General features: G+C 57.6%; 12 protein-coding genes. 10 read left to right on the top strand and 2 right to left on the bottom strand.

Features of this window, described 5'->3' with window-relative positions; all coding sequences use genetic code 11:
- Nucleotides 1-164: 164 nt before the first annotated feature.
- Complete coding sequence (locus VCA57_RS07380) at nucleotides 165-1,535, bottom strand: IS1182-like element ISCfr1 family transposase (RefSeq protein ID WP_411184326.1); 1,371 nt, start codon at nucleotides 1,533-1,535, stop codon at nucleotides 165-167.
- A 351-nt stretch (nucleotides 1,536-1,886) separates the two neighbouring features.
- On the opposite strand from VCA57_RS07380, the gene VCA57_RS07375 reads away from it, so the two are divergent.
- The 3 genes from VCA57_RS07375 (at nucleotide 1,887) to VCA57_RS07365 (ending at nucleotide 4,479) form a co-directional block, all read left to right on the top strand.
- Nucleotides 1,887-2,720: an oxidoreductase gene (locus tag VCA57_RS07375; RefSeq protein ID WP_411184325.1), complete on the top strand. Its 834-nt coding sequence runs from the start codon at nucleotides 1,887-1,889 to the stop codon at nucleotides 2,718-2,720.
- 28 nt (nucleotides 2,721-2,748) lie between these two features.
- A complete protein-coding gene (locus tag VCA57_RS07370; protein WP_411184324.1) occupies nucleotides 2,749-3,690 on the top strand; it encodes an AraC family transcriptional regulator N-terminal domain-containing protein in 942 nt (313 codons plus the stop codon).
- Between the two features lie 168 nt (nucleotides 3,691-3,858).
- Nucleotides 3,859-4,479, top strand: coding sequence for a tyrosine-type recombinase/integrase (locus tag VCA57_RS07365; RefSeq protein WP_411184323.1), 621 nt, complete (start codon nucleotides 3,859-3,861; stop codon nucleotides 4,477-4,479).
- A gap of 343 nt (nucleotides 4,480-4,822) precedes the next feature.
- On the opposite strand, the gene VCA57_RS07360 is transcribed toward VCA57_RS07365, so the two are convergent.
- Nucleotides 4,823-5,737 carry a LysR family transcriptional regulator gene (locus VCA57_RS07360; protein ID WP_411184322.1) on the bottom strand — a complete coding sequence of 305 codons (915 nt, stop codon included), beginning with the start codon at nucleotides 5,735-5,737 and terminating at the stop codon, nucleotides 4,823-4,825.
- 85 nt (nucleotides 5,738-5,822) lie between these two features.
- Between VCA57_RS07360 and VCA57_RS07355 the strand changes: the two genes are divergently transcribed.
- The 7 genes from VCA57_RS07355 to VCA57_RS07325 are packed head-to-tail and all read left to right on the top strand — an operon-like array spanning nucleotide 5,823 to nucleotide 13,323.
- Nucleotides 5,823-7,085, top strand: a complete 1,263-nt coding sequence (locus VCA57_RS07355; protein ID WP_411184321.1) for an acyl-CoA dehydrogenase family protein — start codon at nucleotides 5,823-5,825, stop codon at nucleotides 7,083-7,085.
- Nucleotides 7,082-7,906: an SDR family oxidoreductase gene (locus tag VCA57_RS07350; RefSeq protein ID WP_411184320.1), complete on the top strand. Its 825-nt coding sequence runs from the start codon at nucleotides 7,082-7,084 to the stop codon at nucleotides 7,904-7,906. The genes VCA57_RS07355 and VCA57_RS07350 overlap by 4 nt, the downstream gene beginning before the upstream one ends.
- 26 nt (nucleotides 7,907-7,932) lie before the next feature.
- Nucleotides 7,933-9,000, top strand: a complete 1,068-nt coding sequence (locus VCA57_RS07345) for a phosphotransferase family protein (RefSeq protein WP_411184319.1) — start codon at nucleotides 7,933-7,935, stop codon at nucleotides 8,998-9,000.
- Nucleotides 9,001-9,002: 2 nt separating this feature from the next.
- A complete protein-coding gene (locus tag VCA57_RS07340; RefSeq protein WP_411184318.1) occupies nucleotides 9,003-9,698 on the top strand; it encodes a histidine phosphatase family protein in 696 nt (231 codons plus the stop codon).
- 26 nt (nucleotides 9,699-9,724) lie between these two features.
- Nucleotides 9,725-10,477, top strand: coding sequence for an SDR family oxidoreductase (locus tag VCA57_RS07335; protein WP_411184317.1), 753 nt, complete (start codon nucleotides 9,725-9,727; stop codon nucleotides 10,475-10,477).
- Between the two features lie 29 nt (nucleotides 10,478-10,506).
- Nucleotides 10,507-11,619 carry an SMP-30/gluconolactonase/LRE family protein gene (locus tag VCA57_RS07330; RefSeq protein WP_411184316.1) on the top strand — a complete coding sequence of 371 codons (1,113 nt, stop codon included), beginning with the start codon at nucleotides 10,507-10,509 and terminating at the stop codon, nucleotides 11,617-11,619.
- A 42-nt stretch (nucleotides 11,620-11,661) separates the two neighbouring features.
- A complete protein-coding gene (locus VCA57_RS07325; RefSeq protein ID WP_411184315.1) occupies nucleotides 11,662-13,323 on the top strand; it encodes an AMP-binding protein in 1,662 nt (553 codons plus the stop codon).
- Nucleotides 13,324-13,606: the final 283 nt, after the last annotated feature.

The raw sequence follows: 13,606 nt of genomic DNA, 5'->3' as shown, positions 1-13,606 counted from the left end.
GGCCGATTCTGTTGAAAAAGTAGCTTCAGCGGCAGCCTGCCGATCAAGTGTGCCTGCTGTCGAAGTGGCTGCAAGCCACTTCAAGTTGCCTTCCGGCGTTTCACTGAGCGTCCCTGCTCAGGTTTGAGGGTTAATTTGAGGGTTTCTGCTCGCAGCAGGCGTACCTATCCCGTGAGCGGTGGCCCTTGAGGCAAAAGCTTGGCCATGCGGCGCAGGTTCTGCACCGTCGCAGCCAAGGTGAATTCGTCAGTGGCACCTGTTAGGCCACGCAGTCGTAAACGGTCGAGTTTCATGATCCGTTTGAGGTGGGCGAAAAGCATCTCCACCTTCTTTCGTTCGCAGCGAGAGACGAGGTACTCCGGTGTCTTGGCGATGCGTCGGGCCACGTCGCGGGCAGCCTCATGGATGCTGCGGACGATCTTCCGATTCAGCGTGTTGGGGCAGCACTTCGCTTTCAGCGGACAGGTAGTGCAGTCGGTTTGGCTAGAGCGGTAGATGATGGTGTTGGCCTTGGTCACTCGCGATCTTTGCTGGGTGAAGGCGCGCCATTCACTGCGTAGCGGTTTGCCGGCTGGGCAGCGATATTCATTGGCGTCCTGATTCCAGTGGAAGTCGTTACTGGAGAGGCTGTCGTCCTTGCGCTCGGTCTTGTCCCACACCGGCACATGCGGCTCGATGTCCTTTTCTTCGACCATCCAGGCCAGCATCGGGGCGGTGCCATAAGCTGTATCGCCGATAAGGCGTTCCGGCGTGAGATCGAACTGCGCTTCGACACGCTCGACCATCGTCCTGGTCGAATCGACTTCGGCGGTACGGTGCGCCGGGGTAGCTTCCACATCCATGATCACACCGTGCTCAGTGTCGATCAGGTAATTCGTGGAGTAGGCAAAGAAGGCCGGGCCGCCTGGCGCTGCTGTCCAACGGGACTGAGGATCGGTGAGCGAAATTTTCTTGGGAAGAGTCTCAGCCAGCGCCTCTTCATCAAGGGCTTCGAGGTACTCGCGCACTGCGCGGCTGCTGAGCTTTGGATCGTTCCAATCGACCTCATCACCCGCCACGCCACGTTGGCGGCTAGCATCGGCCTTGATGATGCTGGCGTCCACAGCGAAGCCTTCGCCTTTGACCAGGCCAGCCGCCATGCAGCGGCGCAGCACTTCATTGAACAACCAGCGGAACAGATCGCTGTCGCGGAAACGTCCATGGCGATTTTTCGAGAAGGTCGAGTGATTGGGTACTTCGTCTTCCAGACCCAGCCGGCAGAACCAGCGATAGGCCAGGTTCAGGTGCACCTCTTCGCACAATCGCCGCTCGGAACGAATGCCATAGCAGTAGCCGACGACCAGCATGCGCACCATCAACTCCGGGTCAATCGAGGGACGCCCGATGGGGCTATAGAAATCCGCCAGGTAGGCACGCAGATCACTGAGATCCAAGCACTGGTCGATGCTGCGCAGGAGATGTTGGGCCGGGACGTGATCTTCCAGATTGAACGAGTAGAACAGGCGCTGCTGTCCTCCCGGTAACTGTCCCATCATGCTGTTCGCCCCCACGCTCGCTGACAAAGCAATTTTGCCAACGGCATGGGGAGGCCGCTACTTTTTCAACAGAATCGGCCAAAAGCCGACATTCAGCAGGTAGGGAAATGGATCTGTCGCCTATGCTCTTCTGCCCATGATCTTTGAAATGCTGCTCATTCGTTCCAACTCAGCTTGCTGTTTGCTCTTGTCGCAGGCGTAACGGCGCAGGTGCTGTGCTTGCGCAAACAAGCGCGTTGCTGCGTCAAAGCCAGCTGATAGGAATGGGCAATAATCAGATTCGATCTGGCATAGCCCGCCGGCCCTCCACTGCCTAGCATGCCTGCACACTATCTGTCAGGAGTGCAATCCATGAATGCAACCAGAAACTTGTTCATCACCGGCGTCAGCAGCGGTTTCGGTCAGGCCCTTGCCAAGGAAGCGCTCGCTCAGGGCCACCGGGTAATCGGCACTGTCCGCAGTGAGTCCGCCCGGGCAACCTTCGAGGCGCTGTTGCCGGGGCGGGCCCATGCCGTGGTGCTGGACATCACCCAGTTCGACGCCATTGACGCGGTGGTTGCCGAGGTTGAGACCGAGCACGGCCCGGTGGATGTGCTGGTTAACAACGCCGGCTATGGTCATGAAGGCGTGTTCGAAGAGTCATCGCTTGAGGAGATGCGCCGGCAGTTCGACGTCAATGTGTTTGGCGCGGCGGCGGTCACCAAAGCATTCGTGCCGTATTTTCGCCAGCGCCGGGCGGGGCATATCCTCAATATCACGTCCATGGGGGGCTACATCACCATGCCGGGTATCGCCTATTACTGCGGCAGCAAATTTGCCCTCGAAGGTATTTCGGATGCGCTGAGCCAGGAGCTTGCGCCTTTCAATATCTTCGTCACTGCCGTGGCGCCAGGCTCGTTTCGCACCGATTGGGCGGGGCGCTCAATGCAGCGCACGCCGCGAAGCATCAGCGATTACGATGCGAGCTTTAACCCGGTGCGCAAAGCCCGTGAGGAGAAAAGCGGCCACCAATTGGGCGATCCACAGAAGGCCGCCCGCGCCATGTTGACGATTATCGCCAGCGCCAGCCCGCCGACCCACCTGCTGCTAGGCAGTGATGCCCTGGCGCTGGTGCGTGACAAGCTACAGCGCTCGGCGGAGAGTATTGAGCAATGGCAGACGCTCAGTTGTTCCACCGATGGCTGAGTATCGAATGGAAAGAACAGGGCTGCCGATGGCCGACAGCAAAGACCCGATTACCGTGCAAATGGTGCAGCTGATGAACCGGCTGGCACCGCTCGAGGGCTACAATCTGAGCCTGCTGGACGATGTGCGTTTCCTGCGTTCCAACCGCCCGTTGACGCGCACCCCGGTGCTTTACGAGCCCGGAATCGTCATCCTCTGCCAGGGTCAGAAACGCGGTTATCTGGGCGATGAGGTTTACCTCTACGACGCCCAGCATTACTTGGTTGTATCGGTACCGGTGCCCTTCACAATGGAGACGGACGCCAGCGAAGCAGAGCCGATGCTGGCGGTCTACCTGCGACTGGACTTCACCCTGGCCGCCGAGCTGATCCAGCAACTGGAGGAGGTGCGTGGCTTCACGATGGCAGATCCGATGGGCATGTATGCCTCCCCAATGGATGAACCGTTGCGCCAGTCCACCCTCCGGTTCCTACAGGTGATGGCCGACAGCACCGACGCGCAGATCCTCGGCCAAGCCATGCTGCGCGAGCTTTATTACCGCATTCTTACCGGCGACCAGGGCGGTACCCTGCGCGCAGCCCTAGCTCAGCAGGGTCAATTCGGCAAAGTGACGCGCGCCATTCATAAAATCCACTGCTGCTACGGCGAGCACCTGGACGTCGAATCCCTGGCCCAGGACGCGCAGATGAGTGTGCCCAACTTTCATCTGCATTTTCGGAAAGTGACTGACTCCTCGCCCATGCAGTACCTCAAGTCAACACGCCTGCATCAGGCACGGCTATTGATGCTGCGTAACGATGTCACGGCAGCCAAAGCGGCGTTTATGGTGGGCTACGAAAGCGCCTCGCAATTCAGCCGCGACTTCAAGCGCCTCTTTGGTCGTACTCCGCTAGCGGAGATTGCGTGGATGAAAGCAACATATGAGTTGCCAGAGCCACGGACACAATCGCCTTTTGTGTCATCACACTGAGGAGATCGGATTGACCCAGCCCAAGTTCTGCGTGCAGGGATCAATGTGCCCCTGTCCAAGTGACCGTATATGGCCGGTTTCTGCAAGTCGCCACAGACCGGAATGGGTCGGTTAGCGACCACTGCCCCTGCATACCACTCTTGTACTCCCGCATATGGAGGACAAGCCATGAACACTATTGCCACCCACAACCATCAGCCCTGGAACAAGGGGAAGCTGGTCGGTCAGAAAGCCCCGCTTCGGCTCAGAGATATTTGGGCAATTCGGGTAAGGTTGCAGATCGCAGAAAGAACCCGTGATCTAGCTCTGTTCAATCTGGCCATCGATAGCAAACTGCGAGCTTGCGACTTAACCAAGCTTCGCGTACGTGATGTGGCGCATGGCGAACACGTATCGTCGCGAACCATCGTGATGCAGCAGAAAACTCAGCGACCGGTTCAGTTTGAAATAACGGAGCAAACTCGCGCGGCTTTGGAGGCCTGGATGCATCAAGCTCAGCTCCGCAGCGAGAATTATCTGTTTCCGAGTCGGTTGCATGATTCCGATCATCTCTCCACCAGACAATACGCTCGAATCGTCAAAGCTTGGGTAACAGTCATTGGTCTTGATCCGGCCATGTACGGCACGCACACGATGCGGCGCACAAAAGCATCACTGATCTATCGCAGGACGAAGAATCTCAGAGCAGTGCAACTCCTGCTCGGCCATACGAAGCTTGAAAGCACTGTTCGATACCTAGGAATTGAGGTAGATGACGCCCTGGAGATGGCGGAACAGACAGAGGTTTGACCATGCATAGCGACGGTCGAAATCAGGCCGTCGCTAACCGGCCAGAAGCGGTCGTCGAGGGTCTAGAAAATCAGGGGCGATTCAGACTACTGGAATGATGGCACTTAGCCGTGGTATGACGGCTTCTACCTCATAAGTGCGGAGATCAAGGATGCCTTCGGTCATTTAGTGTCTACGAAAGACAGGGCGATTCAACCGCGAAAAATGCAGATATTGAGCGTATTCAACCTGTCGTCCATATCGAGCAGTGGTCGCACCAATTGGTGTCATCGGCCAGGGCGTGTTGAACACGAGCGGTGGTGCCATGACAATAATCCCGTGGCTTTAGATAGAGTAATTGGGGTCACAGCATGGGCGCTTTTCCCAACGCCCTAAGCAAGGTGTGCCGGAGCCAAATGTTGGCTAGGTATTTTTCTCGATCTCTGTGCCAGAAAAGATGAAGTTCGACCGGGGGAATTGGAACTGGTACGTCCTGGATGTGGTTACTGAGAGCTGCATTTATCGATACAGCCAGACTGCGCGGCATGGTCAGCAGTAAATTGCTTTCGGCAACCAGACGGCATGCCGACTGATAGTGCTGGCAGCGAGCGGTCACTCGCCGGTGAATGCCCTGTCGGGCAAGTTCCCAGTCTTCCAGACTGCGCCCAGTGCGGCGCGATGAAACGGTGACATGTTCGGCTGCCAAATAGGTGGCGGGATCAATAGCGGTTTCCACACGGCTTACAACGACGAAGTCATCCATGGTCAACGGCGTGTGCTGCAGTTGGTCGTCGGCAGCTTGCGCGACATCAATGACACAATCGAGCCTGCCAGCTGCCAGATCTGACCTGAATGAAGAGCGGTCGACCCTTACACTGGCTATGCGGATGTTGCCTGCCTCTTGCCGAAGCGAACTCACGAGCATGGGCAGTAGCACCGGTTCGACTTCGTCATTCATCGCCAAAGTGACCTGCTCGATGTCGCGTGTTGGGTCAAAGTTTTCGCTATGACTGGCTGCCCGCTGAAATAAGCGCAATCCATCTTCCACGTCCGGCCAAATCCGCTTGGCTAGAGGCGTAGGCACCACTCCCTGAGCTTCGCGCACGAAAAGGGGATCATCCAATTGCTGACGCATGCGCGCTAATGCATGACTGACTGCCGATTGACTGATGCACAGGTGTTCAGCTGCCCGCGTCAGATTGCGCTCTCGATAGATTACGGAGAAGACTCGGAACAGGTTCAGGTCGAGTTTCGCAAGGCTATTCGAGTTATTAGACATGCTCATGACCCGAGATGAGGAAATATCACTTCGCTCATTATGCGCAGATTACTAGGATGGCGGAAACCCAGCGGAGACCGCCTTTATGTACTTTGAGATGAGCCCTAAAGGGCATGATTACCTGAACCGAGTAAAGACCTTCATCAAGGAAGAAATTGAGCCGGTTGAGGCGTCTCTCTGGGCCGAGGTTGCCGCCACCTGTCCTGGTGGCGACTGGCGCCAATGGAAAGTGCCGGCAGTGCTGGAAGATCTGAAGGCTAAAGCTCGCGCTCTAGGCTTGTGGAACATGTTCCTGCCTGACGAAACCCTCGGGGCTGGTCTGTCTATTCAGGATTATGCGTTGATCGCCGAACAAACCGGACGCAGCCTGATCGCCCCCGCGGTATTCAACTGCAATGCGCCTGACTCCGGAAATATGGAGTTGCTCTGGCGCTATGGCAGCGAGGAGCAAAAGCAGCGCTGGTTGATGCCGCTGCTGGCCGGAGAGATTCGTTCAGTGTTCTGCATGACGGAGCCGCGGGTAGCGTCTTCAGATGCTACCAACATGCAAGCCACGGCCATTGTCGACGGTGATGAGGTCGTTCTGAACGGTCGTAAGTGGTGGGCAAGTGGTATTGGCGATCCACACGCTAAGGTGGCGATATTCATGGCCCATACGCCGGACGCCAACAAGGATCGTCACCATCAGCACTCCATGGTGTTGGTGCCGCTAGACGCCCCCGGTGTTCAAATCGAGCGCATGCTGCCGGTATTCGGCGAGTTCGATGCGCCGCATGGCCACGGCGAGGTCAACTTCGACAACGTTCGGGTTCCGCTTGACCACTTCATCGGTGGTCCTGGTATGGGCTTTGAGATTGCCCAGGGGCGCCTCGGCCCGGGTCGTATCCACCACTGTATGCGCTGCATCGGCGCGGCGGAAAAAGCGCTGGAGCTGACGATTGATCGTGGTATGCAGCGCTCGGCTTTCGGCAAGCCACTGCTCAGTCTCGGCGGTAATCGTGAGCGTGTGGCTGATGCGCGTATCGCAATCGATCAAGCACGACTACTGACCCTCTTCGCAGCCTGGAAGATGGATAAGGTTGGCACCTTTGCTGCCATGACCGAAATTTCCGCGATCAAGGTGGTCGCCCCTAACGTGTTGCAGCAAGTGGTGGACATGGCCATTCAACTACACGGCGGTGCCGGCCTGAGCCGCGACGTACCGCTCACAGCCTTCTATGCCCAGGCTCGGAGTTTGCGGCTGGCGGATGGACCGGATGAGGTGCACAAGGGGGTCATTGCCAAGGTCGAGCTGGCCAAGCGCGGCTACTCCAGGTCACAGAGCGCCAAGAAAGGTGGTAACGAGTGAACAAGCGCGTTTTCATCACCGGTGGTGCCAGTGGTTTGGGGCAGGCTTTGGCCCTGTGTTATGCGCGGGATGGTTGGGACGTGTGTATCGCCGATCTCAACGATGTTCGTGGAGAGCTCACCTGCGACTTACTGAAAGTCCATGGTGGCAAGGCTCTCTACTTCCACGCCGATGTAACACTGGAGGCCGACTTGCAGCGCATCGCCGATGAGCTGCAGAAACAATGGAATGGCATCGACTTGCTTATCAACAATGCCGGGGTGGCTCAGCTCGGCGCCATCGATGAAGTCGCCTTAAGCGATTGGGAGTGGATTCTCAACATCAACCTGCTCGGTGTGGTGCGTGGTTGCAAGGTCTTCACCCCATTGTTCAAGAAGCAAGGCCATGGCCAGATCCTCAATATTGCCTCTATGGCCGGACTACTGGATGTGCCGCTGATGGCTGCCTACAACGTGTCAAAAGCCGCGGTGGTAGCGCTCAGTACAACTCTTGAACAGGAATTGATGCCGCACGGCATACGGGTCAGCGTGGCCTGTCCGTCGTTCTTCCAGACCAATCTAGAGGAGTCCGTGCGCACGGATGATCCCGGCATGAAGAAGCTAATGGGCAAGCTTTTGGCTCGCGGGGAACTTAGTGCCGATGACGTGGCCGAGCGTATCGTCGATGGCGCAACCAGCGGGCAGACCTACATCTTCCCGCACATTAAAGGAGAGCGTATGTGGCTGGCCAAGCGCTACCTGCCGCAGCCTTGGTTTAAGCGCATTTTCCAGCACAGCGTGAAACGCATGCTGCCCAAACCGGCAGCGCTGAACCAAGACTGACGCATCCGTTATCGGAGTAAGTAAGCATGACGATGATTGACCAGGGGGGCTCGGTTCGCCCAGGCGAAGAGCTCGACGTGGCAGCAGTGGATCGCTGGCTGAAACAGCAGGACGGCGATCTCGCTGGACAGCCAAAGGTCACTCAGTATTCCGGCGGTGCGTCCAACTGGACTTACCGCCTGGAGTACCTTAATCGTGACTTGATTTTGCGGCGCCCTCCGGCAGGCACCAAGGCCGCTGGAGCGCACGACATGGTTCGCGAGTACAACATTCAGACGAAGCTCAAGGCGGTCTATCCGGTGGTGCCGAGCACCGTCGCGTTGTGCCAGGACCACTCGGTGCTTGGCTGCGACTTCTATGTCATGGAGCGGCTTGTCGGGATCATTCCACGCGCCAATCTACCTCGCAACCTGGACTTCAGCGCACCACGTGTTCGCGAGCTGTGCCTGAATGTATTGGATCAGTTCATCGCCTTGCACCAGGCTGACTACCACGCGGCAGGCCTCGACTCCCTGGGCAAGGGGGCCGGCTACTGCAAGCGCCAGGTCGAAGGCTGGGATGGGCGCTACGAAAAAAGCCTGACCTGGAACGTACCGCGCTATCGCAAAGTGCGCGCCTGGCTCAAGGCGCACACCCCGGAGGACAGCCGTACTTGCATCATCCATAACGACTGGCGCTTCGATAACGTGGTGCTCTGCGCACAGGAGCCAACGCGGGTGATCGGGGTGCTGGATTGGGAACTGGCCACGCTGGGTGACCCCCTGATGGACTTGGGCAGCATGCTGGCCTATTGGGTGCAACCCGATGACAACCTCCTGCTGCGTGCTGCGCGGCGCCAGCCGACTCACCTGCCGGGCATGTTGACGCGTAGCGAAGTGGTCGAATACTACCTGGGGAAGACCGGCCTCAAGGCCGACAACTGGGTGTTCTATGAGGTCTTCGGTTTATTCCGCCTGGCGGCGATTGCCCAGCAGATCTACTACCGCTACCACCGCAGGCAAACGAGCAATCCAGCCTTCAAGCACTTTTGGCTGATGGTGCACGCGCTGCATTGGCGCTGCCTGCAATTGATCCGCAAGAGTGAGAAAGGTTGAACATGGCGCGAATAATTTTGCTGCGCCATGGCCAAGCGTCCTTCGGCGCGGCCGACTATGACTGCCTAACCGCCAAGGGCTTAGAACAAGCCGAGCACCTGGGCAGATTGCTGCGACAACGCGGCGAAGCGATCGACGCGCTGTGGAGCGGAACGCTGAAACGCCACCGACAAACCGCCGCGGGGCTGCTCCAGGGCGGCAATTTCACGCCGGTACAGCACAGCCTGGCGGGATTCGACGAGTTCGACCACCAACAAGTGATAGCCCGCTACGAACCTCGCTACAGCGATCACCAGGTATTGAAGAGCGAATTGGCCGCAGCAGAAAACCCCGGCGAGGCCTTCGCCAGCATGTTTCGTGCGGCACTGGCTCGCTGGTACGGCGGCACTGCCGATGCGCAATACGATGAGTCCTGGAGCAGTTTCCAGGCGCGCTGCCTGGCTGCTCTGGAGCAGGTTTTGGACCAAGCCAAGGCAGGCGAGAACCACGTGATTGTCACCTCGGGCGGGGTGATTTCAGTGATCGTCCAGGCGTTGCTTGACCTTGATGATGCTGCCGCCATGCAGATCAACTGGACACTGACCAATGCCAGCATGACCTGCGTGCAGGTCACGGCCCATGGCAAACGGCGGCTGCTGAGCCTCAACGAGCACGCCCATTTTCGTGGCGACTATCACCATCTGCTGACCTGGCGCTGAAAAGCACCGGGCGAGACCAAACCCACATGACACAACACTCCAGGACAGTTTTGATTACCGGTGCAAGTTCAGGCCTAGGTGCCGGCATGGCTCGGGAGTTCGCTGCGCGTGGCTATAACCTTGCCCTTTGCGCGCGACGAACCGAGCGCTTGCTGGAGCTTCAGGAGGCGTTGGGTAAAGCCTTTCGCGTGCGCGTCGAAGTGCGTGCCCTCGATGTCAACGAACACGAGCAGGTCTTCAGCGTGTTCAACGAGTTTGCCCAGATCTTCGGTAGCCTAGATCGCATCGTCGTCAATGCTGGCATCGGAGAAGGACGACGCATCGGTACCGGACATTTCGCCATCAACCGCCGCACCGCCGAAACCAACTTCATTGCCGCCCTCGCCCAGTGCGAAGCGGCAGTGGAGATCTTTCGCCGGCAGAACACCGGGCATCTGGTGGTCATCTCCTCGATGAGTGCCAAGCGCGGCCTGCCCAAGCACCTGACCGCCTATGCAGCGAGTAAGGCGGCAGTAGCCCACCTGGCCGAAGGTATACGCGCCGATCTGCTGAGTACGCCAATAAGGGTCAGCACCCTGTTCCCCGGATACATACGTACCGAACTCAACGCCGGGGCGAAGAAGTTGCCCTTCGAGATCAGTGAGGAGGTTGGCTGCAAAGCCTTGGTCCAGGCAATCGAGCGTGAACCTAGCAGTGCCTGCGTTCCCGGCTGGCCTTGGGCACTGATGGGCGTACTGATGCAGATCTTGCCCCTGCGCTGGATCGTGCGCCTGAACTGATTCGAGTCTCCCACCAAAGGACGTGCTCAATGCCCGTATCTACGTTACGCAAACTTGCCCTCACCGCTGGTGTCTCATTGGTCGGCTACGTTGGCTACCTTTTGTCGTGGCCTGTTCCTGTAGAGCCAGTCTCGTGGCAGTCCCCAATTACTGCCGGTTATAGCGGCGCTTACGCCGCCAATACACAACTGACGGGTTTGCAGACCATTGACTTGGAGGGCGAAGAAGGCCCCGAGCACATGGCCATAGGACCTGACGGCAAACTATATGTCGCTGTCGCCGGCGGCAAGATCCTGCGCTTTAACCCCGATGGCAGCGAGCGAGAAATCTTCGCGAACACCGGCGGGCGGGTGTTGGGTTTCGATTTTGATGCGCATGGCGTCTTGATAGCCGCGGACGCCATCAAGGGACTGATTGCAGTGACACGCGCAGGAATCAAGGTCTTGGCCGATCATGTCACCAGCGATGATCCCATTGGTTTTGCAGATGCAGTCACCATTGCACCCAATGGACTCGTCTACTTCACTGATGCAACTACCCGTTTCTCTCCTGCGCAATGGGGCGGAACGTTCGAAGCCAGCGTGCTTGATGTCATTGAGCAGTCAGCAACAGGGCGCGTGTTGGTGTTCGACCCAACGACAGGGAAGACCAGCGTCGTGGTTCAAGGGTTCACGTTCGCCAATGGCATTGTTCTCTCAGCTGATAGTCAATCGATCTTCGTTGTTGAGTCAGGCAAGTATCGAGTTTGGAAGATTGACAGCGCTGCGCGTGAACTCGAACTCAATCGAGCATCCTCACAGGCCAAGGTCATGCTAAATAACCTGCCTGGATATCCTGACAATCTGATGCGCGGTATTGATGGAAAGATCTGGCTCGGTCTGGCTAAACCGCGTAGTGCAACGGTGGACAAACTGGCCGACAAGCCCTTCTGGCGAAAGGTGACATTGCGTCTTCCGCGTTTCCTTTGGCCTGTGCCGAAACCTTACGGACACGTGGTGGCGTTCACCGAGGACGGCCGCATTGTTGCCAATCTGCAAGATCCGAGTGGGTTCTACCCAGAGACCACCGGTGTGACGGAGACCCCTGATCGCCTTTACATACAAAGCTTGCACGCGCAGTCAATTGGCTGGCTGCCACGCTAAGCCGAGTATGTCTTACCAAATGAAAAGAAGAGTCGAACCGCGATGACCAAACAATGCTGGACCCCTCTACAAGGCTTGTATGACTGGGAGCGTCGACAGCCGGGCGCGGTTTATATGACCCAACCGATTAACGGGCAAGTGATCGAATACACCTGGGCTCAAGTTGGCGACCAAGTGCGCCGCATCGCTACCTACCTGAACTCGCTGCAGCTGCCAGCGGGTAGTCATATAGCCCTGCTGTCGAAGAACTGCGCTCACTGGATCATGGCTGACCTTGCGATCTGGATGGCCGGACACGTCAGTGTGCCGATCTACCCGTCGCTAAATAGCGAGACGGTCCGTTACATCCTTGAACATAGCGAGGCTCGCCTGCTATTTCTTGGTCCCCTTGATGACTGGGCGCAAATGCGCAGTGGTGTTGCTGATGACTTATCGCTCGTTACCTTGCCGGGGGCTCCAGAAGTTCGAGCGTGCAGTTGGGACGATTTAGTCGCTGCCTGCCAGCCACTGCAAGAGAAGGTAGAGCGTGCAGCTGACGAGTTGGCCACGCTGATCTACACCTCGGGCAGCACCGGAGAGCCCAAAGGAGTGATGACCAGCTTCGCCGCAATGGCGGCTGGCGCTCAACTGTTGGGGGCGGTCGAGGTCAACACACGCGACCGGATGTTGTCCTACCTGCCACTGTCGCATGTGTTCGAGGGCGCCATCGTCCTCGCGGGTTCACTGCGATTTGGTTTTCACCTGTATTTCAGTGAAGGGCTGTCCACTTTCATGGATGACCTGCGCCGGGCGAGGCCAACGCTGTTTCTTTCGGTTCCGCGGCTCTGGATCAAGTTCCAGCAAGGCGTGCAGCAACAGTTTCCTCCGCGAAAAATGGCGCGCCTGCTGAGTGTTCCCTTGCTGGGTTACTGGGTGCGCCGCAAGGTGCTGCGCCAGCTTGGCTTGGATCATGTGCGGGTGGCCGGTTCAGGCTCAGCACCTTTGCCTGCGACAGTGTTGCGTTGGTACCGCAATTTGGGCCTTGAATTGCTGGAGGGCTACGGCATGTCGGAGAACTTCAGTTATTCGCACACCTCGCGCGCGGGGCGCAGCCGTCTTGGTTACGTCGGTCATCCGCTACCAGGGGTCGAGCATCGAATCGCTGAGGGAGAGGAAATCCAGATACGTAGTCCTGGCATGTTCCTCGGCTATTTCAAGGACTCGTTGAAAACCACCGAAGCTTTCACCACCGACGGTTGGTTTCGAACCGGCGACATGGGTGAGATAGACGAAGATGGCCGCTTGAAAATTACCGGGCGTCTCAAGGAGCTATTCAAGAGCAGTAAGGGCAAGTACGTGGTGCCGGCCCCCATCGAAAACAAGCTGCTCAACCATCCATTGATAGAAGCGGTTTGCGTCAGCGGCGCCAATCAACCACAACCCATTGCCTTGCTGATGCTCAATGCAGAGGCGCAGAAGATGCTGCTGCAAGAGGCCGCGAACGCGACCCTGGAAGTCGAGTTGAGAGCGTTGTTGGATGGCGTTAACGCTACCCTGGATGGACATGAGCAGTTGGCTTTCGTAGTAGTAGTGCGGGAGCAATGGACCATCGCTAACGGTTTCCTTACTCCAACTTTGAAGGTCAAACGTCATGTTCTCGAACAGCGCTACGACCCGTTGATCGAACAATGGATGCGTGCCAAATCGCCTGTGGTTTGGGAGTAGCCTGGGCGGTCGAGGTGCTTGGATGTCCCTTCGATCTCAGTCCGTTCAAAGCGGGCCCGTTCGTGCTTCGTTGAGCTACGTTTTCTAGCGGCTGCCTGGCGGACATTGCCCAGCCCTTAAATCGCCAAGTCTCTACACATCTGATGACCGCTATTGGCCGATTCTGTTGAAAAAGTAGCTTCAGCGGCAGCCTGCCGATCAAGTGTGCCTGCTGTCGAAGTGGCTGCAAGCCACTTCAAGTTGCCTTCCGGCGTTTCACTGAGCGTCCCTGCTCAGGTTTGAG

This window comes from Pseudomonas sp. (genome assembly GCF_046581935.1).
GTDB lineage: Bacteria > Pseudomonadota > Gammaproteobacteria > Pseudomonadales > Pseudomonadaceae > Aquipseudomonas.
Note: the sequence above shows the minus strand (reverse complement) of the source record. Positions and strands in the feature narration are given on the sequence as shown.